Here is a 20,439-nt window from a genome sequence, read left to right as displayed (position 1 = left end):
CTCCGGACTGGGTGATCAGAAGCAGGTGAGCGAGCGGGCTGCGTGCTGGATCACTTCCACGCATTCGGATTGCCGCAACGCCACGGGAGCCGTACGCGGCACTCGCGCAGGGGCCGGCCGGGCTGCCACGGTGGTGGCGATCGGCAGGATTTCCTTCTCGCCGAACAACTGGCCCTTGGTGATGCCCGCTGTGGCCACCGTGGTCTTGTCCATCTGGTTGCGCAGCACCAGCGAGAGGGTTCCCACGCTGCGCGCCAGGTCGAGCTTTTCGGAGTCTTCGAGCGAGAGCTCCAGCGTCACGGCGCTGACCACCTTCGGCTTGGTGTCGTCGCGGTTGGCCTCTTGCGCCACGGCCAGCACCAGCACTTTTTCGAGCACGGTCTTGCTGATCTGGCGGCCCTCTTCGCCGCGGTTCTTGTCCTGCTGCGCGTTGACCATCACGTCGACGTAGTTGCCCGGCAGCGCAAAGCCCGCCACGCCGACCACGTCGTTGACCCGCACGGTCATCGCGCGCTTGCCGCTGGCAATGACCGCCGAGAGACCGCCCTGCGTGCCGACCGGCGCGAGCTTGCCTTCGAGGATGGCCTCGCCGCGCAGCACGCCGACCTTGACCACGCGGTCTTCGAGCGACTTGGCATCCGTGAACGAACCGGGTGGCAGCGAGCCGCTCGGCCAGTCGACCAGCGACAGCATCTGCGGATTGACCCGGCTGCCCAGTTCGATGTCGACGGCGGCGACGACCACCTTGTTGGATGCGATGCCTCCCTGTCGGGAGACCCAGCCCGCTGCGTAGACCGCGGCCGCCAGGCCGGTCAGGAGGGCCAGCAGAAGCAGCCCGAGCGCCTTGATGTTTTTCATGCGAATCTCCGCCGTGGATGAATGGATGAGGGATGGGACGGGCTAGACGAAGCCCAACTGATGCGCCAGGACCTGTGCAATCGTCCCCACGCAAATGCAGATGCCGTAAGGCAGCTTTCCGATGGATTGCCGCGTGTCGATCGCGCCGCTCGGCCGGATGCCCGCAATGCCCGAGACGACGATGCCCTGCGCCGCGCCCTTGACGTTGGCCAGCATGTGGCCCAGGCGGCGCCGGTGAATGGCCACCGCCACGGCCGCGAAGCCGCCGGCGATGCAGGTGAACAGGATGGCCTGCAACGTTTGCTGGGGACCGAGAAACGCGCCGACCATCGCCATCAGCTTGACGTCGCCCGCGCCCATGATCCGCAGCACATAGAACGGCAGCATGATCGCGAAGCCGGTGCCCAGCCCGCCCAGCGCGTTCATCGCGCCCGTCATCGGCGTACGCGCCGCGAAGGTGCCGTAGATGATTGCGAACACCGCGCCGCCGAAGGTGAGCCAGTTGGGAATGCGGTAGAAGCGCACATCGCTGACCGCGGCCATCACCAGGAGAACGAAGAGCCCGCCCATGCGGAAGTCCGACGCCAGGAGCATCAGCAGATCGAGGAAAGCGTCGAGTTCCGTCATGAGGTCTGTGCTCCGTATGGACAGGGTCAGTGGCACTTCAGGTGCTGCGCCGTATCGCCAGCAGCAGGAGAAGGCACACAACCAGCACCAGCGCGCCGATGAGCGCAAACTCCATGAACGACATGCCGGCGTCTTCACGCAGCAGGTTCATGAAGGTTCTTGGCAGCAGTTCGATCGGTTCCATGCGTGTTCTCCAGTGAGGTAGCCAACCGGCGCCGCCTTTCATCCGAACCGGATCGAAGCGTTTTGCCGTGGAGTCACTGTAGAAATTGCGCGCTCTGCGCACATGAGCGATGCGCCCCTTCTGGAGGGAGACAATCGCCCCGCCCCCGCCCGCCGCACCCATGACAAAGCGCCTGCCTCGCTTGGCGGCTGTCTTTGCGGCGGCGCAAAGCAAAACGCCCTGGCGTTGCGCCAGGGCGTTTGTTCATTTGTGAATCAGGTGCCGCGCGTCAGGTGTCGAGCGTCAGGTGCTGTCCATGCAGCGCCGCGGCGGCCGGCGATGCCAGGAAAGCGATGGTCTGCGCGGCGACCGAAGTCGACACCCATTCCGCGGGATTCGCGTCAGGCATAGCCTGCCGGTTGGCCGGCGTGTCGAGCACGCTGGGCGCAACGCTGTTGACGGCCACGCCATGCGGCGCGGCTTCGGCGGCCATGGCTTCCACCAGCCGCTGCAGCGCGCTCTTCGATGCGATGTAGGCTGCCATGGCAGGCAGGCCGCGCGCCGCCACCTTGGCGGTAACGGCAACGATGCGCCCGGCGCCGCGCTCGATCATCGAAGGCAGCACCGCCTGCGTGACCGCAACGAAAGACCAGGCGTTGAGGTTCATCATCCGGTCCCAGCTTGCGCGCGAGAGCGCGTGAGTCGCCTCGCCCATCTCGAAGCCGCCGGCAATGTGGACCAGCGCATCGATGCGGCCGAAAGCCTTGAGCGCCTGGCCCGACAGGTCCGCCATTTCGGACGGCGACGTCACGTCTCCCGCGAGCAGCAGGTGCTGTGAATTGTCCAGGCCCGGAAAGACCTCATTCAGATGGTCTGCACGGTGATCGATCAGCGCAAGGCGAGCGCCCTGCGCAAGAAAGTGCTGGGCCACCGCGCGGCCCAGCGCACCCGCGGCCCCGGTGATCACGACATGCGGCAGCTCGGTGATTGGATCGGTCATGGAAAATCTCCTTGGTTGAGGGCCAGGCCCATCGATGATGACGAATCCTACCGCCGCCCCGCACAAAATCGTTGAGCCCCGGAATTTTTACGCTATACTTGCGGTCTTGCCTAAAAACGCACAACGTTTTGAGCGCAAGGGCTCTTAGCTCAGTTGGTAGAGCAGCGGACTCTTAATCCGTAGGTCGAGTGTTCGAGTCACTCAGGGCCCACCACCAACACCAGAAGTAGCGCGGTTCCCGCGCTATTTTTTTGCCGGGACTGTTCCGCAATCGCCGACGGTCTTCTGCAAGAAAGAAAAACCTCCCGCTTCACTGCAGGGAGGTTTTTTCTTTTTTGGCGTCCGCACTTGCAGCGCCGTGCAGCGGACTCGCCAACCGCCTCTGCAGCCCACTTCCCACGGGGCGCTCACCGCTTCCTGAGAGGCGGCGGCCACATGCGAAAAAGTCACATTTTTTACCGCACACCCGCACACAGATGAGCATGGCAAGGCGGATGCTGCGGACTTTTACCGGAGGCCGATGCAATGCTCAATCAAGTCATTCACAACGCGACCATCACATTGCAATTGCCGCTCGACATGAGCGCCAGCGGCGAGATCGCTGCGCTTCGATCGGCGGGAATTCCGGTCGACGAGCTGGGCAATGCAACGTCCGGCTATCTGTTCGTGCGAACCACGGGCCGCGGAGACCACCAGACCAACACCTTTCGATGGTTTGCCGCCGGCATCGGCCTGGCACCCGCGGTTTCGGTTCCGAGTCAGCCGATGCCGGTCGCTTCTGCAGTCGCCGAAGAAGCACCGGCCTGGTGACCGATAGGGGCGGACCCTCTGCCTCAATCGTTGTTGCGCTCGCACTTGCGCGAGTTGACCAGGCAGCCGGCGTAGTCAGGGTCGTGCTTGAGCAGGAACATTGCGCGCGCAGCCACTGCCGTGTCCGCGAAATCGCTGAACAAGCCATCAACGCCGGCCTCGTAGAACGCGAGGTACTCGTTGACGGGGTTGCCGCCGAAGCTGCCGGTCAGCCGCTTCTGCTCGCTGCGGAAGGTGTACGGATGCACCAGCAGTCCCAGCCGATGCGCATTCGCGATCACATCGGTGGGCGGCAGCAGCACGCGGTCGCGATCGTCGACCACGCCGTCGCCCGTCACGTCGGCGCACGCGCCGTTCTGTACCGACTTGCAGGCGCTTGAAATCAGGTACGGCTTCCAGGGCCCGATACCGTCCGCATAGCCCCTGACCTCTTGCAGGCCGCGCGGCGTCACCAAATCCTTGAACTGGCCGTCGCGGTTGGACACGACCCAGTCGTAGGGCTTGTCGTAGGGCTTGCTGAAGTCCAGCGAGCCGTCGGGCTTGACGTCATTCGCGTCCACCAACTGGATCAGCCGCACGCTCGTCTTGCTGCGCAGATAACGAAGATTGGCGGTTTCGAACGACTGGATGAAGACAGGCGCATTGCGCTGGTTCCAGCCCGCGGCACTCAGCACGGCCAGCAGGCGGTCTTCCAACGGAAGCCCGATGGCCTGGTGATAGGTCGGATGCTTGGTCTCCGGATAGATGCCGATGCGCCTGCCCTCTTCGCGCGACTTGCGCTTGGCCAGGTCGATCACCTCGGCCAGCGTCGGAACCTGGAACCTGCCGTTGAAGGACTGGTCGCGCTCGGGAAAAGACTGCACCGCGCGCAGTTGCTTGATCTCGGCCAGGGTGAAGTCGCTGGCAAAGAAGCCATCGGTCGGAACGCCGTCGACCACCACCGTGCGCCGGCGGTTTGCGAACTGCGGCAGGTCCTTCACGTTGGTGGTGTCGATGAGGTTGGGCTCGTGGCGCGCGATCAGGTGGCCGTCCTTCGTGGCGACAAGGTCGGGTTCGATGTAGTCGGCGCCCAGAGAGATGCCCAGCGCATAGGCCTCGAGCGTGTGCTCGGGCAGGTAGCCGTTGGCGCCGCCCCGGTGCCCGATGACCAGCGGCGCGTTGTCGGCGCGTCGGCGCGCGCGTTCTTCGTGCGCGGTGGCCGGTGTGGCGGCCACAAACAACATGCCCAGGCCGAGCATGGCTGTGCAGATCTTCTTCAGGTGGTTCAAGGCAAGTCTCCTGGTTGGTGTGCGAGCGGAACTTAGGCGCCCTGCGTGACAGGCCGGTGAATCGGCCTTGGGGCCGCGCGGTCATCGGGTGCGGATCATGACGCGCCGGTTTTGCGTGCGCAATCCCCAGGGGAGCCGACTCACGCAGAATCCGGGCTCATCGCATTCTTGAGAAAACAGAAGTCCATGTTCGGTCGAATCAAGCTCCATCCATTCATCAAGGCGAACCCGCCGCATGCCGGCTGTGTGCCCGCCACGCAGGAGCTGCTGCAAAGATATGAAGGCCGGCTGCCCGCGGCAATGCTCGAGCTCTGGCGCAAGCACGGCCTGGGGCTGTACGGACACCGGCAGATCTGCCTGATCGATCCGGATGCATGGCAAGCCACGCTCGACCGGTGGATCGTTGCTTCGCCGCAAGATGCCGTGGTGCGAGTGCCGTTTGCGATCACGCCGTTCGGCACCCTGCTCTTCTACCGGAAGCTCACCGCAACGGACGAGGACGTGGCAACGCTGAACCCCGTCACGCGCAGCACCAGCATCCTCAGTTGGGACGCGGTGGATTTCTTCAACAGCGTGCTGAGCGATGCGGACTTTGTCGATGAATTCATCCGCCCGGACATGCTCGAAAAAGCGCAGTGCGAAGCCGGACCGCTTGCGGCCGGCGAGGTCTACTACGTCGATCCGACGCTGCTGTCCATGCAGATGCTCAAGATCGTCAAGACCGATGCGCTGGCGCTCCACCAGAAGCTCCGCGCGGAGGTCGATCGCGAAAGCGCCCCGCCTGCATCGCCGCCCAACAGCGTTTCCGTGGCCATGCCCGCGGAATACCGCGAGGCCTTCGAGAACACGGAAAGAGGCAGCGATCGCCCAAGCGGACTCTTCCTGTCGACCTACATCGACTGGCGCCGGCTGCTCGCGCTCGACGGCAATGGCGGCTACCAGCTGCTCTTCTGGGAGAACGACGAAAAGACGGGCGAGGCAGTGGGCGTGCGGCACTACAGCGGGCCGTACGAGATCGTCGAAACGGGGGGCAGCGACCGCCTTGTTCAGCTCGACGTGGAGCTGAACGACGATTCACTCGGCAGCGATGCCAACGACGAGCGCTTGTACGTCATGCAAAGCGGCGGCGAATCGTGGCTGCTGCAGGAAGGGGCCATCGAAGACATCGCAACGTCCATCGGTGCCGATGGAACGATGGGCCGGTCTGAACACTACTTTCGGCCCGTGCGGTTGAGCGATCCCTTTCCTGCCGACGAGCCCGACGGAACGACCGCCCCGCCCTTCGAAGACCTGCCGGCCGCACTGCAAGCCCTCGTTCACCGCGAACCGCTGCGGGCCACGATCATCGAGGTCAGTGCAGAAAGCGATCCCGAAGAATCGACCGTGATGGTCAGGGTGAACCTGGGAAGCAACCACGGCCTGCGGATGAACATGCCGCTCATGTCGCCCAAGGGCAGCCCGCGCGAGCTTTACGGCTGGGTGTGGGAGATTGACGCCGATAGCTGCGGCGTGGGCATCGAAGTGGCGCACGACTCGGCCGGTGCGATCGTCGACGGGCCGCAGGTAGGGGACGTGCTTGTTACCCGGGCGGATTGAACAGCCCCTCGCCGCTTACCGTGGCCAGCGGTCCTTCAACCCGCCATCCACCCTTCGACAAAGCGCGACAATAGCTCGCGCTTCTCGCCCACTTCCGCAATCAGGTATTGCCGGGCATGCTGCTGGGCCAGCTCGCTCGCCAGGAACCATTGCTCGCGCGTTTCGTCGCCCTGCGGAGGCGGTTTGCCCCAGATGGCGCTTTCGCCGAGAAAAGCCTCTGTGACCGGCAGGCGCCCGTCGGTTCGGCCCAGTTCCGACAGCGGGTTGGGCGGCTTGCCGAGGTCGACGCGGACGTGAACGGCATCGCCTTCCACGTCGATGGATGCACCCAGCCCGCCCGCCTGGAGCACACTCCACAGTTGTTCGGCGGAAGCGTGGCGAACCCAGCTTTCCAGCGCCCGCTTCAGGCTTTCAGTGATGATTTCTTTGTCCATACGGCAATATTTCACACTTTTCTAAAGTGATTTCACCAGCATCCGGCCCTGTCCCGCGCCGGAAAGGCGATTGGCATGGCATCTTGCGGGTTGCTGTCATGCATCGCAAGAAGAACAAGAACTCCGGCGACAGGGGCGCATAAAGTTTCGAAGCTCAAGCTCGTTGCACCCGCCTCGGCGGGTATTTTTTTGTTCCGCCCCGCGGGCTACGCTATATTTCCTGTCATGGAAAAGGCGTCAGACTTAGGCAAACCCACTGTTCCCATCGACCTGATCGGTCCGGAGCACTGGGCCCGTTCAAGCCGCCGCAGCGGCCGCACCACCAAGGTGATCTGCCTGATCGTCGGCGGCCTTGCAACCGCCGGGATCATCGCCTACGGCGTCTTCGGGGGCTTCAGCCGCTGAGCCTGCCGCTCTGGGGGCTGTAGCTTCCTGCTCTTTCAGGCTGTAAATAGTGTTTACGGCACCATCGACAACCGGGACAATCGTTTCTCGTCCCCTCGTCGTCGTTTTCAAACAGTGCCCAATCTCACCGTCGCGCGCCGCCGCAATGTTCTTGCGCTGCACCGCCGCTTTCTCGAAGGGGCCATTGCAGCCGGCCTGCCCGCCAAGGGGCTGGACCAGGCCTTTGCCAGGAAGATCGAAATCTCCCCCAGCATGTGGAGCCAGATCAAGAGCTCGCGGCCGATCGGCGACACCCTGGCGCGGCAGATCGAGCGGCATTGCGAAGTGGAAACTGGCTGGCTCGACGAGGAAGACCGCGCCTCCGAAGTGCCCGACGCGGCTGAAGAGCGCTTCATTGCGGCCGCGCGCGGGGCCTGGCGCCAGGCCAACGCAAAGGGGAAAAAAGAGCTCAGCGGCTGGCTCAAGCAGCGCGCACACGGCGCTGGCGAAGAGCCGCCGGCCTGAGCCTTTTCTTAGGCAACAGAAGAAGGCGACATGCGCAGGATGGCCGCGCGCAAGTCTTGCGGAATTTCCACCGCGCGATGGCTCTCGAGCGAAGTCGTCACCAGCACCTGCTTCACCTGCATGCGCAGTTCACCGCCGGCCGGCTCGAAGCAGCGCAGGACGAGCGAGATCGAGCGCGAACCCAGCCGCTCGACCGACAGGCCGAGCGCCACCTGGTCGCCCATGCGGCTCACCGCGCGAAAGTCGGCCTCCAGCCGCACCGTGGGCAAGCCGACGCGCCGCTCCGAGATGAGCGCGTGGTAGTCGATGCCGAGCCCTTCGCTCACCCAGTCTTCCACCAGCCCGTTGAGCATGACGAAGTACTGCGGGTAGAACACGATGCCCGCCGGATCGCAGTCGGAAAAGCGGATCATCCGCGTGCGGCGGAAATCGGCCTGGGGCGCTTCCTTCTGGCTTGCGGTCATCAGCCCTCCTCGCCCGAGGGCTCGCTGCGCATCACGTGCACGCGAAGCTGCCCGAGTTGCGCATGCATCTGCTTGACGGTCTTCATGTCGAGGCCCGAGAACATTTCGAGAATCCATTGCTCGTGCTCCTTGGCCATGGTCTCGAAGCTGGCGCGGCCCTTGGGCGTGAGGCTCACGATCCACGAGCGGCGATCGTCGGGGCTGTGTGCGCGCGCCACCACGCCGTCGCGCTCGAGCTCGTCCGTGAGGCCGGTAACGTTGCCGCCCGTCACCATCAGGTAGCGCGACAGCACGCGCATCTTCAGGCCTTCTTCGTAGCGATACAGCTGCGCCATGTAGTCGAAGCGCGCCAGCGAAATGCCGAAGCGCTCGCGCAGCCGGCGCCGAATTTCGGCCTCGATCTGCGTGGTGCTTGCGAGCATGCGCAGCCACAGCTTGAGCATGGCGTGGTCTTCACGGCCCGCGCGCGCCTCGTGGCCGAGTTCTTCGGCATCGCTGAGCGCGGCGTGCGAGGCATCGTTGCGCATTACATGACCTCCCCGCCGGAAACCGATACCGACTGCCCGGTGACGGAGGCCGCGCCCTCGCCGCACAGCCAGCGCACCGCATCGGCCACCTCGGCGGGCTGCACGATGCGCCGCTGCGGATTGACGTTGGAAAACTCGGCCAATGCATCGGCTTCGCTGCGGCCGGTCTTGCCGACCACGTTGGCGACGCTCGCGCGCAGGATGTCGGTGTCGGTATAGCCGGGGCATACCGCGTTCACCGTCACGCCCTTGCGGGCCACTTCGAGCGCCAGCGAGCGCGTGAGGCCGATCACGCCATGCTTGGCCGCTGTGTAGGCGGCCACATAGGCATAGCCCTTCTGGCCGGCGGTGCTCGCAATGTTGACGATGCGGCCCCAGCCCGCCTCGAGCATGTCGGGCAGTGCCGCCTGCGCGCACAAGAAGCTGCCCGTCAAGTTGACCGACAGCATGCGCTGCCAGAGCTCGACCGAGGTCTTGAGAAAAGGAGCGCTTTCCGCGGCGCCGGCGTTGTTCACCAGGATTGCGATGGGCCCTCGCCCGGCGCGTGCCTGCGCGAACGCGGCCTGCACCGCTTGCGCATCGGCCACGTCGGCGGCCACGACACCATGGCCTTGGCCCTGGAGCGAGGCGGCCACGCGCTGGAGCGAATCGATGTCGCGCCCGAGCAAGGTCAGCGTAGCGCCTTCGGCGGCGAGGGTGCGGGCGATTTCGGCTCCGATGCCGCGCGCGGCGCCAGTCACCAGGGCGTGGCGGCCGCTCAATGGATTTGCATGCATACCTGAAATGTTTAGTTCTGAACGATTCTAGCGAATGTGGCCTATCGCTTGTTCAGCGCACGGTCCCAGGTCTGCGCGCCTACCCCGCGCTCGCGCAGCTTGAACTTCTGAACCTTGCCGTTCTCGGTGCGCGGCAGGTCAGGCAATACATCGACATAGCGGGGCACCGCAAAGTACGGCAGGCGGCTTTCGCAGAAGCTCATCAGTTCCAGCGGATCGATGCGCTCGCCCTCGCGCGGCACCAGCGCGGCCATGACTTCGTCCTCAGCCAGTTCGGAGCGCACCGGGTACACCGCACACGACGCAACACTGCGATGGCTCAGCAGCACCTGCTCGACCTCGAACGAAGAAATGTTTTCGCCGCGCCTGCGGATCGCATCCTTGATGCGATCGACAAACCTGAAGGCTCCGTCGGCGTCGCGCACCACGCGGTCGCCGGTGTGAAACCAGAGATTGCGCCAGGCCTCGACCGTCTTCTCGGGCATGTTGAAGTAGCCGCTTGCGAAGGCATGGGGTTCGTCGGCGCGCAGCAGCAATTCGCCGGCTTCTCCCGCGGGCAGCTCCGCATCGCTTTCGTCGGCAACACGCGCCTGGAATCCGGGCCGAAGCCATCCCATGACGCCGCCGCGCGGCGAATCGGGTGCGGTGGCAATGGCAAAGTTGGTTTCGGTGGAACCATAGCCTTCGAGCAGGCGTACGCCGGTGCGCTCGAAAAATGCCTTGCCAGCGGCATCGGGCACACCGGGCCCGAGGCCGATGCGCACGCGATGGTTGCGCTCGCCCTCGCCCGTGGGTTGCGCAAGCAGTATCGGCACCATGGCACCCAGCAGGTAGACCACGGTGGCGCCGTTCGCATCCATCGAAGGCCAGAAGCCCGAGGCCGAGAAGCGCGTTTCAAAGACAACCTCGGAGCCCGTCAGCGCGGCTTGCGCAAAGGTGTTGAGCGCATTGATATGAAAGAGCGGCAGCGTGGTGCACAGCACGTCGTCCGTCGCCACGCCGAGCACCTCGGCGCTGTTCACGCCCCACCAGAAATACTGCGCATGCGGGCAGATCACGCCCTTGGCCGGGCCCGTGGTGCCCGAGGTATACAGAATGGCCAGCGGATCGCCGGGCTGCACGTCGGCCGGCTCAGCAGCCGGGCCGCCGGAGGGATACGCCAGCACGCGCACGCTGGCCGGTGCGAGCCACGCTGCGGGCTCGCCGCCGGCCGCCTCGCCGACGATCCAGATTTCCTTGAGCTTCGTTCGCCCGAGGTCCGCGGCCTGCAGGCGGCTCAGAAACCCGGCTTCGATGACCAGCAGCTTCGCTTCGCTGTGTGAAAGGAAGTACTCGATCTGCGGCCCCATGGAGGCGGTGTTGATCGGCACCGTCGAAGCGCCGATCCAAGCGGCACCTAGAAAGGTTTCCAGAAACTCGATGCGGTTGCCGCACATCACGGCCACGCGGTCTCCGCGCTCGATGCCCGCTTGCGCGAGTGCGCCCGCGCGACCGCCCGCTGCTTCTGCCGCATCGGCATGCGACCAGCGAGAGCCCGCAATGCGCAGCAACGGGCGCGTACCGAACACTGCCGCCTGCCGCTGCAGCATGGCCGGCAGCGTTCGCTGTGCCGGGGGCACTGCGCGCGGTTCACTCGTCATCGTGCGTGCCTCCGCCAAGATAGGTGGCCTGCACCCGCGGGTCGCTCGCCAGTTCGGCCGAAGCGCCTGAAAGCGCGATCTCGCCGGTTTCGAGCACGTAGCCGTGGTCCGAGGTTTCGAGCGCCGCGCGCGCGTTCTGCTCCACCAGCAGGATCGACACGCCGTCTTCGCGCAGCTTGCGCACGATGGTAAGAATGTCTCGCACGATGAGCGGTGCAAGGCCGAGGCTGGGCTCGTCGAGCATCAGCAGGCGCGGCGCCGACATGAGTGCGCGGCCCACCGCCAGCATCTGGCGCTCGCCGCCCGAGAGCGTGTCGGCGCGCTGCGCGCGGCGCTCCGCGAGCCGCGGAAACCGGTCGTATACCGATTGCAGCCGCTTCTTCATCGCATCGCCACGCAGCCGCTTGGCATAGGCGCCGAGCTGCAGGTTGTCGAGCACGGTGAGCTCGCCGAACAGCTCGCGTTTCTCGGGCACAAGGCACAGGCCGCGCTCCACGCGCGCTTCCACATCGAGCCCTTGCAGGTCTTCGCCCTCGAAGCGCAGCGTGCCCTTGCAGGGCAGCAGGCCCATGGCGGCGGCCAGCAGCGTGGTCTTGCCCGCGCCGTTGGGGCCGATCACCGAGATGATCTGCCCTGGCTGCAGGTCGAGCGAGACGCCGCGCACCGCCTCGACCTGCCCATACGACACATGCAGATCGCCGATCTCCAGCATCGCGGTCATTTCATCACCCCCAGGCTTGTCACTGCGTGTACTTCGCGCACCCCCTGAAGGGGGCCCGCGCCTTCGGGCGGCCGTGCGGCGCTCATACAACGCTCCCCAGGTAAGCCGCCTGCACACGCTCGTCCGCGCGCACCGCGGACGGCACGCCCTCCACGAGCTTGGAGCCAAAGTTCATCACCACCAGCCGGTCCACCAGTTTCATCACGAAGTCCATGTCGTGTTCAACGATCAGGATGGTCACGCCCTCCTCGCGCAGCTTGCGCAGCAGGTCGCCGAGCGCCATCTTTTCCTTGCGGCGCAGGCCCGCCGCGGGCTCGTCGAGCACCAGCAGCACCGGGTCTGCAGCCAGGGCGCGCGCAATTTCGAGAATGCGCTGCGTGCCCAGGGGCAGGCTGCCCGCGAGCTCGTGCGCGCGGTCACCCAAGCCGATGCGGTCGAGCTGGCGCTGCGCCTCCTGCAGGATCTGCCTTTCCTCGGTGCGGTCCAGCCGCAAGCCGGCTTTCAAGACACCCGAGCGCGTACGCGAATGCGCACCCAGCGCCACGTTGTCGAGCAGGCTCATGTGCGGCCGCAGCTTCACGTGCTGGAAGGTGCGTGCCAACCCCAGCCGAGCCACCTGGCGCTGCGGCATGCCGGCGATGTCGTGCTCCAGAAAGCGCACCTGGCCCGCGCTCATCGGCAGCGTGCAGGTCAGCAGGTTGAACATCGTCGACTTGCCCGCGCCGTTGGGGCCGATCAGGCCGACGATCTCGCCCGCATTCACCTCGAAGCTCACATCGTTCACCGCCACCAGCCCGCCGAAGCGTTTGACCGCGCCCTTGACCGACAGCACCTGCGTGCCGCGCGCGGGCAGTTGCCGATGCGGCAGCGGTTCGACCGCGGGTGCCTCATAGCGCGATGCCCCCTGCGTGCCGGCCCTGCGACGCGTCCAGCGGCGCAGCAAACCCATGAGACCGCCCCGCGCAAAGTGCAGCAGCAGAATGAACAGCGTCGCGAACGCCACCGCCTCCAATTGCCCGGCACGCTGCGTGAGCATGGGCAGCACGTCTTGCAGGCCGTTCTTCAGCACCAGCACCAAGGCCGCGCCCACCAGCGCGCCCGCCAGTTGCCCGAGCCCGCCGGCCACCGCCATCAGCAGGTACTCGATGCTCGCGCGCACGTCGAAGGGCGACGGGCTCACGAAGCGGTTCATGTGCGCATAGAGCCAGCCTGCCAGCCCCGCAAAGAGCGCGGCCGTCACAAACAGCGTAAGCCGCACGCGGTAGGCATCTGCACCCACGCTGGCCAGCAGCGTGGCACCGCCGCGCAGCCCGCGAATCGCGCGGCCGGGGCGCGACTGCAGCAGGTTGTGGCTGAACAGGCAGGCCAACCCGACCACCACCCAGATCAGGTAGTACATCGACCGCGGATCGGCCAGCGACCAGCCCGCGACCTGCAGCGCCGGAATGTTCGACAGCCCCGTGTGGCGCCCGAGCGCATCGACGTTCCCGAACAGCATTGCGATCGACAGGCCCCACGCGATGGTGCTCAGCGGCAGAAAGTGTCCGCCGAGCCGCAGCGTGAGCATGCCGATGGCAAGGGCCGACAGCCCGGTGAGCAGCAGCGCGAACAAGAGGCCGATCCATGGCGACATGCCCTGCGTGGTCGTAAGCCACGCCGTCGCATAGGCCGCAATGCCCACGAAGGCGGCCTGGCCGAAGGAGGTTGCGCCACCCACGCCGGTGAGCAGCACCAGCCCGAGCGCCACCAGCGCGCCGATGCCGATGTCGTTGAGCAGCGAAACCGTGAAGCTGCCCGCCACCGCCGGCACCAGCGCCAGCACGACGACCACCAGGGCGATCCAGCCCATCCGTTTGCGGTTGCCGTTCATCATTGGTCCACCTCGTCTTCTTCCTCTTCGGAATGCGCGGCCAAGAAGGAGCGCAGCATGAGCACCGGTATGAGCAGGCTGAACACGATCACGTCTTTCAGCGCCCCGCTCCAGAACGACGCGAAGCTTTCCACCACGCCGACCGCGAGCGCGCCCACGGCCGTCATCGGGTAACTGACCAGCCCGCCGATGATCGCGGCCACGAAGGCTTTCAGGCCGATGATGAAACCCGAGTCGTAGTACATGGTCGTCACCGGCGCGATCAGCACACCGATGAGCCCCGCCAGCAGAGAGGCGCAACCGTAGGCCAGCAGCGCGGTGCGCACCGGCCGAATGCCGACCAGCCGCGCGCCCACCCGGTTCACCGCCGTCGCGCGCAGCGCCTTGCCGGCCACCGTGCGCTCGAACACGAGGAAGAACAGCCCGCTCAGCACAATGGCCGCGCCCACCATCAGCACCACCTGGCCGCTGACGGTGAACCCATCGCCCAGCGTGAACACCGCGCTCGTGAGCGGCGTGGTGCGCGAGCCTTCAGGGCCGAAGAACAACAGGCCCAGGCCCGAGAGCAGGAAGTGCAGCGCCAGCGAAACGATCAGCAGCACCAGCACCGAAGCGTCGGCAATCGGCTGGAACACCACCCTTGCGAGCAGCGGCGCAATGGGCACCACCAGCAGCACCGCTACCGCGATATGCACCGCCACCGGCACGCCCGGCCTTGCCGCAAGCCACGCCAGCACGCAGGGAATCGCGGGCAACACGCCCCACATCAGCACCGCCTTGGGAATGCGGGCGGCTTCACCGCGCCGCAGCAGGCTGCCGACTTCCGTTGCCAACGCCAGCGCCGTGAGCACGGCTACCATGCCAATGGTCGGCGGCACGCGGCCGGTTTCGAAGGCCGCGAGCGACAGTGCGGCAAAGGCCGCGATGTCGCCGAACGGCACGAAGACCACCCGCGTGACGGAAAAGATCAGCACCAGCCCGAGCCCGGCCAGCAGATAGATGGCACCGTTGGCGAGGCCGTCGGTGACAAGGATCAGCGCCACGTCCCATGTCATAGAAAGCCCCCGGGCAAAGTCGTCGTCATCAGGTGGTTCAAGGTGCGAGCTTCCATTGGCCGTTGTCGAGCTTGACGATCACGCGGGCGCGTTCGTCCACGCCATAGAGACTGCCGGGCTTGAAGCTGTACACGCCGTGCGTGCCCACCACCTCCTTGGTGCTGAAGATGGCATCGCGCAGCGCCACGCGAAACTCCGCCGTGCCCGGCTCGGCCTTCTTCATGGCGCGCGAGGCGGCATCTGCAAACACCAGCCAGCCGTCGAAGGAATAGGCCGAGAAGGCATCGCTGGTCGGCGCGTTGTTCACCTTCTGGAACACCGCGCGGAAATCGGTGGCGATCTTCTTGGTCGGATAGTTGTCGGGCAACTGCTCGGCGACGATCACCGGGCCGGTGGGCATCAGTGCGTTCTGGCCGGCGGCACCGACCACGCGCACGAAGTCGGGGTTGATGAGGCCGTGCTGGCCGTACACGCCGCCCTTGTAGCCGCGCTCCTGCAGCGCAAGGAACGGCAATGCACCCGGCGTGCCGGCGCCGCCGGTCATCACCGCATCGGGCCGCAGCGCGACGATCTTCAGCACCTGCCCGGTCACCGAAGCGTCGGCGCGCGCGTAGCGCTCGTTGCTCACGACCTTGATGCCGGCTTCGGGCGCGGCCTTCATGAGCGCGTTGTAGACCAGGTCGCCCCAGGCGTCGGTAAAACCGATGTAGCCCACCGTCTTGACGTTGTTGCGCTTCATGCGCTCGACCACGGCATCGATCATCAGCTGCGTGGGCTGCGCGACCGTCATGACCCACGAGTTCTCGTTCGCATCGAGCAGGATCGGCGTGAGGCCGATCATCGGCGTCTTCGCGTCGCGGCCCACCTGCGCCATCGCGATGGCGGCCGGCACGCCCGAGGTGCCCATGAGCACGTCGACCTTCTCCTCTTCGACAAGCTTGCGCGCATTGCGCCCGGCGGTCGTCGGGTCGGAGCCGTCGTCCAGCACGATGAGCTGCACCTTGCGGCCATTGATCTCAGGCTTGTAGGCCAGCGCGGCCTGCATGCCCTTCGCATATGGCACGCCCAACGAAGAGTTGGGGCCCGAGAGCGACACGCTCAGGCCGACCTTGAGGTCGGCCGCAAGCGCGCTCGCAACGCCGCAGGCAGTCAGCGCCGCGGCGATGGCACCGCGCGTCAAGGTCAGCATCAGGCTCTTCATGTCGTAGCTCCAGTGAGAAAGAATGGAAGGAACGGAAAACTCAGATGAACAACTGGATGGCCGGCAATGCGCGCGCGGCGTTGAGCAGGTCGATGCGCTTCTGGCGGATGCGCCAGCCCGAGGGCGTCTGCGCCAGGTGGTGGCGGGCCGTGCCGCTCAGCAAGATCTGGGATTCACCGCGCGCTTCGACGTAGAGGAACGGCGTGCGAAGGCGCACCTCGTCGCCCGTCTCGCTTTCGATGCGCGAAGGCTGCAGCACATGCTGGCTATGGCTTGCGGGGTGCTGCGAATGCGCGCGCGGATTTTTCAGCCGGTCAACACGCAGCTGCAAAAGCAGCCGGTCTTCGTAAGCCAGCGAGTTGTGGGAGAACGGATCGGCCTGCGCGGCGCCGAGCAATGGAACCCAGTAGTGGCCGTCGTCGGCAAAGAGCGCCAGCCAGTCGTCGAAGCGCCGTTCGTCGAGCAACGCGGCCTCATGGGCGACAAAATCGCGCGGGTCGCTGGTCATGCCGCAGCCTCCAAAGCCATTGCCTTCGCCCAGGCGCGGAACTGGTTGCGCATGAGCAGTTCGTTGGTGCCGTTGGTGGTGATGGTGGTCTGCGCGAGCTCGGCCGCGTCGAAGTTGCGGTGCAGGCTCACCCACTCGTTGCCGCCGGCGCGCAGCCCTTGCTGGATGCTTTCGAACAGGTGCACGTCGTCGTGCGCCACCACCGACATCGGCGAGAAAACGAGCCGGTTGTAGCTCATCGCCCGCTCGAAGAGCAGCGCCGGCGCGCCCGCTGCGCGGAAGCTCCAGGCCTCGATCAACGTGCGGTCGGCCGCCAGGGGCCGGATGACGCGGATGGCCTGGGGAGAGCCCTTCACCGAAAGGCTCGGATACAGCACCGAGTTCTGCGGCGAGCGCTGCAGGATGTCGGCCGCGCGCTCGGCGCCGTGCGCGGCCTGCATCGCGGCCTCGTACTCGGGCAACTGCGCATAGTTGGAGTGAATGCTGAAGTTCACCCCCAGCACGCTGTGGCCGTTGGCGAACACGCGGCCACCCATCTTGTCGAAGAATTCGTAGCCCGAACCGAAGGGGAGGATCTGCTCCATCGCCATGGGCTTGGGATCGGTGGGCGCGTGGCCCTCCCACAGCGCCTCGGCCGCCTTGGTGGCCGACTCGTGCGTGGACATCGGATGCACCGTGTCGTTGATGTTCTCGAGGTACATCTTCCAGTTGCAATGGACGATGTTGCGCAGCACGCCGCCGCCGACGGTGAGCTTGCCTTCCGGCGAGCGGTCGACCATGTTGTCGATGGCGCCGAGCACCTCGCCGAAGTAATCTTCGAATGAGGGGCCGGCCTCGGAGAGGCGCACGAAGACGAAGTCGCGGTACACCTTCGCATGCTTCACCACCGACAGCCCCTGCCCCGATTCGCAGGCCTTGAGCTGGGTGCCCTCATAACCGTTCTTCAGCGGCAGGCCGAGCGGCGCGCCGTCGAGCTTGTAGGTCCACGCGTGGTACGGGCAGCGGAAGAAGCGGCCGGTATTGCCGCATTCATCCGTGACCAGCTGCGTGCCCTTGTGGGCGCAGCGGTTGTACATGACATGCACTGCGCCGTCGGGCTGCCGCACCATAAGGAGCGGCCGGCCTGCGACCTCCTGCGTCACGAAATCGCCCGCCTCCGGCACCTGGCTCGCATGGCCCAGGAAGACCCAGGTGTTCGCGAACAGGCGCTCCTGCTCGAGCGCAAAGATCTCGTCGCTCAGGTACAGGTCGCGGTGCACGCGGTCGTCCTGCACCAGGGCGGCAATGCGGTCAAGATGATGGCGGTAGCTGGTCATCGGCGGGCGCTCGGTTTTTTTCTCAGGGAACCAGCTTCCACTGGCCCTTGTTCATCTGCACGATCACCACGCCGCGCTGGTCGGAGCCATAGCGGTCGTCGGGCTTGAAGGTGTAGATGCCGTGCGTGCCCACCAGCTCCTTCGTACTCACGATGGCATCGCGCAGAGCCGTGCGGTACTGCGGCGTGCCTGGCTCGCCCTTGGTGCGCGAGGCGGCATCGGCCAGCAGCAGGTAGGCGTCGTAGGTGTAGGAGGAGAAGGCATCGGTAGGCACCGCACCGTTCACCTTCTGGTAGGCGTTGCGAAAGCCCATCGACACCTTCTTGATGGGATTGCTGTCAGGCAGCTGGTCGGCCACGAGCACCGGGCCGCTCGGCACCTGCAGGCCTTCGATGGAGGCGCCGCCCACGCGCACGAAGTCGGCGTTGATGAGCCCATGCGTACCGTAGATCTTTCCCTTGTAGCCGCGATCGGCAAGCGCGATGTAGGGCAGCGCACCGGGCGTGCCGGAGTTGCCCGCGAACACGGCATCGGGCCGGGCCGCGACGATCTTCAGCACCTGCCCCGCCACCGATGAATCGCTGCGTGCATAACGCTCGTTCGCAACCACCTTGATGCCGGCTTTCTCGGCGCTTTTCACGAGCGAGTCATAGGCCAGGTCGCCGAGCGCATCGGAAAAGCCGATGAAGGCCACCGTTTTCACGCCGGACTTCTGCATACGCTCCACCACGCCCGCGACCATGAGCGGGAACGGCTGCGACACGGTCACGGTCCACGCGCCCTCGGGGCCGGCAATGGTCACGGGCGTGGGCGAGATGAGCGGCGTGTTGAGTTCGCGCGCCACGGAGGCTATGGCCATTGCGCCCGGTACGCCGGAAGTGCCGATGAGCACGTCGACCTTGTCTTCCGTCACGAGCTTGCGTGCGTTGCGCCCGGCGGTGGTGGGGTCGGAAGCGTCGTCGAGCACGATGAGCTGGACCTTGCGGCCGCCGATTTCCGGATGCTCCGCAATGGCTGCGCGGATGCCCTTTTCGTAGGGCACGCCAAGCGCAGCGACGGGGCCTGAAAGCGAGCTGATGAAGCCGATCTTCAGGTCGGCTGCCATGGCCTGCGCGGCGGCCATGGCGACTGTGGCGAGGCCGAGGATTCGAACTAGGTTCTTTTTCATCTTGGTTGCTCCGGCTTGTGTTGTTTCTTGCTTCGTTTGGGCGTTCTGTTGTTCAGGGCTCAGGGCTCAGGGCGAGTGCCCAGGCCACCGGGTACTCCCCTCCGCGAATGTCCCCCGGGGCTGCGCCCCTCCTCCTTTATTTCGCTGCGGGGAGCACCCGATGCCCTGTGCACTTGGGTACGCTGTGGGTGTACCGCTGATCAACGACTGCTCTGGATCACGCACACGTCGATGGGGTGCCTTGCGCAGCGAAATAAAGGAGGAGGCCGCAGGCCGGGGGACATTCGCGGAGTAAGGCACCCCGTCGACGGGTGCGCACCATGAATGACCCCAGCGGCCCGAACAGGAAAACCCCATCTCAGGGAACCAGCTTCCACTGGCCCTTCTCGAGCTTCACGACAACCCGTGAACGCTCATCGGAGCCATAGCGGTCGTTCGGCTTGAAGTTGTAGACCGAGTGCGTGCCCACCAGCTCCTTGGTGCTCACGATGGCGTCGCGCAGCGCTTCGCGGAACTGCGGCGTGCCCGGCTCCGCCTTGGTGGCGAGCGCGCGTTGGGCGGCATCGAGGTAGAGCAGCCACGCATCGAAGGTGTAGGCAGAGAAGGCATCGGTCGGCGGTGCGCCGTTGGCCTTCTGGTAGGCCGCGCGGAAGTCTATCGACACCTTGCGGATCGGGTTCTCGCTTGGCAACTGCTCGGCAACGATCACCGGCCCCGTGGGGGCCAGCAAGCCCTCGACCGACGCACCACCCACCCGCACGAAGTCGGGGTTGATCAGCGCATGCATGCCGTAGATCTGGCCCTTGTAGCCGCGCTCCGAGAGCGCGAGGTAAGGCAGCGCACCGGGTGTGCCCGAGGTGCCGGTGATCACCGCGTCGGGGCGCAGCGCGACGATCTTCAGGACCTGGCCGGTCACCGACGAATCGCCACGCGCATAGCGCTCGTTCGACACGATCTTGATGCCGGCCGGCTCTGCGCTCTTTTGCAGCGCGCCGTACACCAGGTCACCCCATGCATCCGAAAAGCCGATGTAACCCACCGTCTTCACGCCCGACTTCTTCATGCGCTCGACCACCGCGCTCACCATCAGCGGCGCTGGCTGCGGCAGCGTGACCATCCATGCGCCCTCTTCGCCTGGCAGGTTGGCGTTGGCGATGGAGATCAGCGGCGTCTTCGTTTCACGCGCCACGCCGGCAATGGCGAGTGCGCCCGGAGAGCCCGCGGTGCCGATGATGACGTCGACCTTGTCCTCGTCGATCATCTTGCGGGCGTTGCGCGCGGCCGTCGTCGGGTCGGAGGCATCGTCGAGCTGCACCAGCTGGATCTTGCGGCCGCCCAGGTCGGCCTTGTAGGCGAGCGCGGCCTTCATGCCCTTTTCATAGGGAATGCCCAGCGACGACACCGGCCCCGAAAGCGACGTGATGAAGCCGACCTTGAGATCTGCGGCCCAAGCGCTGGCGGCGCTGAGTGCGCCGAGGCCCGCGGCAATGGCCGCGAGGGTGCGAATTCGGTTCAGGACTTTCATGGC

General features: G+C 65.8%; 22 protein-coding genes and 1 tRNA gene. 5 read left to right on the top strand and 18 right to left on the bottom strand.

Translation table 11 applies throughout. The features are described 5' to 3' along the window. Positions 1-15: 15 nt before the first annotated feature. From cpaB to V9K97_RS07500, 4 genes are all read right to left on the bottom strand, one after another. A complete protein-coding gene (cpaB, locus tag V9K97_RS07515) occupies positions 16-858 on the bottom strand; it encodes a Flp pilus assembly protein CpaB (protein WP_258504918.1) in 843 nt (280 codons plus the stop codon). Between the two features lie 42 nt (positions 859-900). Beyond that, the gene (locus V9K97_RS07510) at positions 901-1,485 is read right to left on the bottom strand and encodes an A24 family peptidase (RefSeq protein ID WP_337295478.1); all 585 of its coding nucleotides are present in this window, start codon (positions 1,483-1,485) and stop codon (positions 901-903) included. A 37-nt stretch (positions 1,486-1,522) separates the two neighbouring features. Beyond that, complete coding sequence (locus V9K97_RS07505) at positions 1,523-1,669, bottom strand: hypothetical protein (protein ID WP_337317292.1); 147 nt, start codon at positions 1,667-1,669, stop codon at positions 1,523-1,525. Positions 1,670-1,937: 268 nt separating this feature from the next. Then, positions 1,938-2,648 (bottom strand): SDR family NAD(P)-dependent oxidoreductase, encoded by a 711-nt coding sequence (locus tag V9K97_RS07500; RefSeq protein WP_337317291.1) that lies wholly within the window; start codon positions 2,646-2,648, stop codon positions 1,938-1,940. A 138-nt stretch (positions 2,649-2,786) separates the two neighbouring features. Between V9K97_RS07500 and V9K97_RS07495 the strand changes: the two genes are divergently transcribed. Together V9K97_RS07495 and V9K97_RS07490 are read left to right on the top strand one after the other, a co-directional pair. Then, positions 2,787-2,862 (top strand) — tRNA-Lys (locus V9K97_RS07495). Between the two features lie 311 nt (positions 2,863-3,173). Beyond that, positions 3,174-3,458 (top strand): hypothetical protein, encoded by a 285-nt coding sequence (locus V9K97_RS07490; protein WP_258504913.1) that lies wholly within the window; start codon positions 3,174-3,176, stop codon positions 3,456-3,458. A gap of 23 nt (positions 3,459-3,481) precedes the next feature. On the opposite strand, the gene V9K97_RS07485 is transcribed toward V9K97_RS07490, so the two are convergent. Continuing rightward, positions 3,482-4,726, bottom strand: coding sequence for a glycerophosphodiester phosphodiesterase (locus V9K97_RS07485; RefSeq protein ID WP_337317290.1), 1,245 nt, complete (start codon positions 4,724-4,726; stop codon positions 3,482-3,484). Positions 4,727-4,912: 186 nt separating this feature from the next. Here V9K97_RS07485 and V9K97_RS07480 point away from each other — a divergent pair, with 186 nt between their 5' ends. Then, positions 4,913-6,322, top strand: a complete 1,410-nt coding sequence (locus tag V9K97_RS07480) for a GAD-like domain-containing protein (protein WP_337317289.1) — start codon at positions 4,913-4,915, stop codon at positions 6,320-6,322. Positions 6,323-6,357: 35 nt separating this feature from the next. On the opposite strand, the gene V9K97_RS07475 is transcribed toward V9K97_RS07480, so the two are convergent. After that, positions 6,358-6,756 carry a hypothetical protein gene (locus V9K97_RS07475; RefSeq protein ID WP_337317288.1) on the bottom strand — a complete coding sequence of 133 codons (399 nt, stop codon included), beginning with the start codon at positions 6,754-6,756 and terminating at the stop codon, positions 6,358-6,360. 225 nt (positions 6,757-6,981) lie between these two features. Between V9K97_RS07475 and V9K97_RS07470 the strand changes: the two genes are divergently transcribed. Continuing rightward, positions 6,982-7,161 (top strand): hypothetical protein, encoded by a 180-nt coding sequence (locus tag V9K97_RS07470; RefSeq protein ID WP_157612912.1) that lies wholly within the window; start codon positions 6,982-6,984, stop codon positions 7,159-7,161. Positions 7,162-7,275: 114 nt separating this feature from the next. Then, a complete protein-coding gene (locus V9K97_RS07465) occupies positions 7,276-7,665 on the top strand; it encodes a hypothetical protein (protein WP_337317287.1) in 390 nt (129 codons plus the stop codon). A gap of 8 nt (positions 7,666-7,673) precedes the next feature. Here the strand turns inward: V9K97_RS07465 and V9K97_RS07460 are convergent, their stop codons facing one another. The 12 genes from V9K97_RS07460 to V9K97_RS07405 all read right to left on the bottom strand — a co-directional run bounded on the left by V9K97_RS07460 (position 7,674) and on the right by V9K97_RS07405 (position 20,436). Next, a complete protein-coding gene (locus V9K97_RS07460; protein WP_337295483.1) occupies positions 7,674-8,129 on the bottom strand; it encodes an acyl-CoA thioesterase in 456 nt (151 codons plus the stop codon). Next, positions 8,129-8,656 (bottom strand): MarR family winged helix-turn-helix transcriptional regulator, encoded by a 528-nt coding sequence (locus V9K97_RS07455; RefSeq protein WP_258504903.1) that lies wholly within the window; start codon positions 8,654-8,656, stop codon positions 8,129-8,131. Before V9K97_RS07455 ends, V9K97_RS07460 begins: the two co-directional genes overlap by 1 nt. After that, positions 8,656-9,432, bottom strand: coding sequence for an SDR family NAD(P)-dependent oxidoreductase (locus tag V9K97_RS07450; protein ID WP_258504901.1), 777 nt, complete (start codon positions 9,430-9,432; stop codon positions 8,656-8,658). Before V9K97_RS07450 ends, V9K97_RS07455 begins: the two co-directional genes overlap by 1 nt. A gap of 41 nt (positions 9,433-9,473) precedes the next feature. Then, entirely contained in the window at positions 9,474-11,072 is a 1,599-nt protein-coding gene (locus tag V9K97_RS07445; protein WP_337317286.1) for an ATP-dependent acyl-CoA ligase, read from the bottom strand. Then, positions 11,062-11,793, bottom strand: coding sequence for an ABC transporter ATP-binding protein (locus V9K97_RS07440; protein ID WP_157612906.1), 732 nt, complete (start codon positions 11,791-11,793; stop codon positions 11,062-11,064). The genes V9K97_RS07445 and V9K97_RS07440 overlap by 11 nt, the downstream gene beginning before the upstream one ends. A gap of 82 nt (positions 11,794-11,875) precedes the next feature. Beyond that, positions 11,876-13,663: a branched-chain amino acid ABC transporter ATP-binding protein/permease gene (locus V9K97_RS07435; protein WP_337317352.1), complete on the bottom strand. Its 1,788-nt coding sequence runs from the start codon at positions 13,661-13,663 to the stop codon at positions 11,876-11,878. Further along, positions 13,663-14,718, bottom strand: a complete 1,056-nt coding sequence (locus V9K97_RS07430; protein ID WP_337317284.1) for a branched-chain amino acid ABC transporter permease — start codon at positions 14,716-14,718, stop codon at positions 13,663-13,665. The genes V9K97_RS07435 and V9K97_RS07430 overlap by 1 nt, the downstream gene beginning before the upstream one ends. A 37-nt stretch (positions 14,719-14,755) precedes the next feature. Then, on the bottom strand, positions 14,756-15,919 hold the full coding sequence (locus V9K97_RS07425) for an ABC transporter substrate-binding protein (protein ID WP_258504892.1): 1,164 nt from the start codon (positions 15,917-15,919) through the stop codon (positions 14,756-14,758). Between the two features lie 40 nt (positions 15,920-15,959). After that, positions 15,960-16,427, bottom strand: a complete 468-nt coding sequence (locus V9K97_RS07420; RefSeq protein WP_258504891.1) for an aromatic-ring-hydroxylating dioxygenase subunit beta — start codon at positions 16,425-16,427, stop codon at positions 15,960-15,962. Then, positions 16,424-17,743 (bottom strand): aromatic ring-hydroxylating dioxygenase subunit alpha, encoded by a 1,320-nt coding sequence (locus tag V9K97_RS07415; protein ID WP_337317281.1) that lies wholly within the window; start codon positions 17,741-17,743, stop codon positions 16,424-16,426. Before V9K97_RS07415 ends, V9K97_RS07420 begins: the two co-directional genes overlap by 4 nt. 22 nt (positions 17,744-17,765) lie before the next feature. Then, positions 17,766-18,911: an ABC transporter substrate-binding protein gene (locus V9K97_RS07410; RefSeq protein WP_258504888.1), complete on the bottom strand. Its 1,146-nt coding sequence runs from the start codon at positions 18,909-18,911 to the stop codon at positions 17,766-17,768. A 358-nt stretch (positions 18,912-19,269) separates the two neighbouring features. Further along, a complete protein-coding gene (locus V9K97_RS07405) occupies positions 19,270-20,436 on the bottom strand; it encodes an ABC transporter substrate-binding protein (protein WP_337317279.1) in 1,167 nt (388 codons plus the stop codon). Positions 20,437-20,439: the final 3 nt, after the last annotated feature.

The sequence above is a fragment of the Variovorax sp. CCNWLW186 genome (assembly GCF_037203865.1).
Classification (GTDB): Bacteria; Pseudomonadota; Gammaproteobacteria; order Burkholderiales; family Burkholderiaceae_C; genus Variovorax.
The sequence above is the reverse complement of the archived record's forward strand: the minus strand, read 5'-3'. Positions and strand labels throughout refer to the sequence as shown.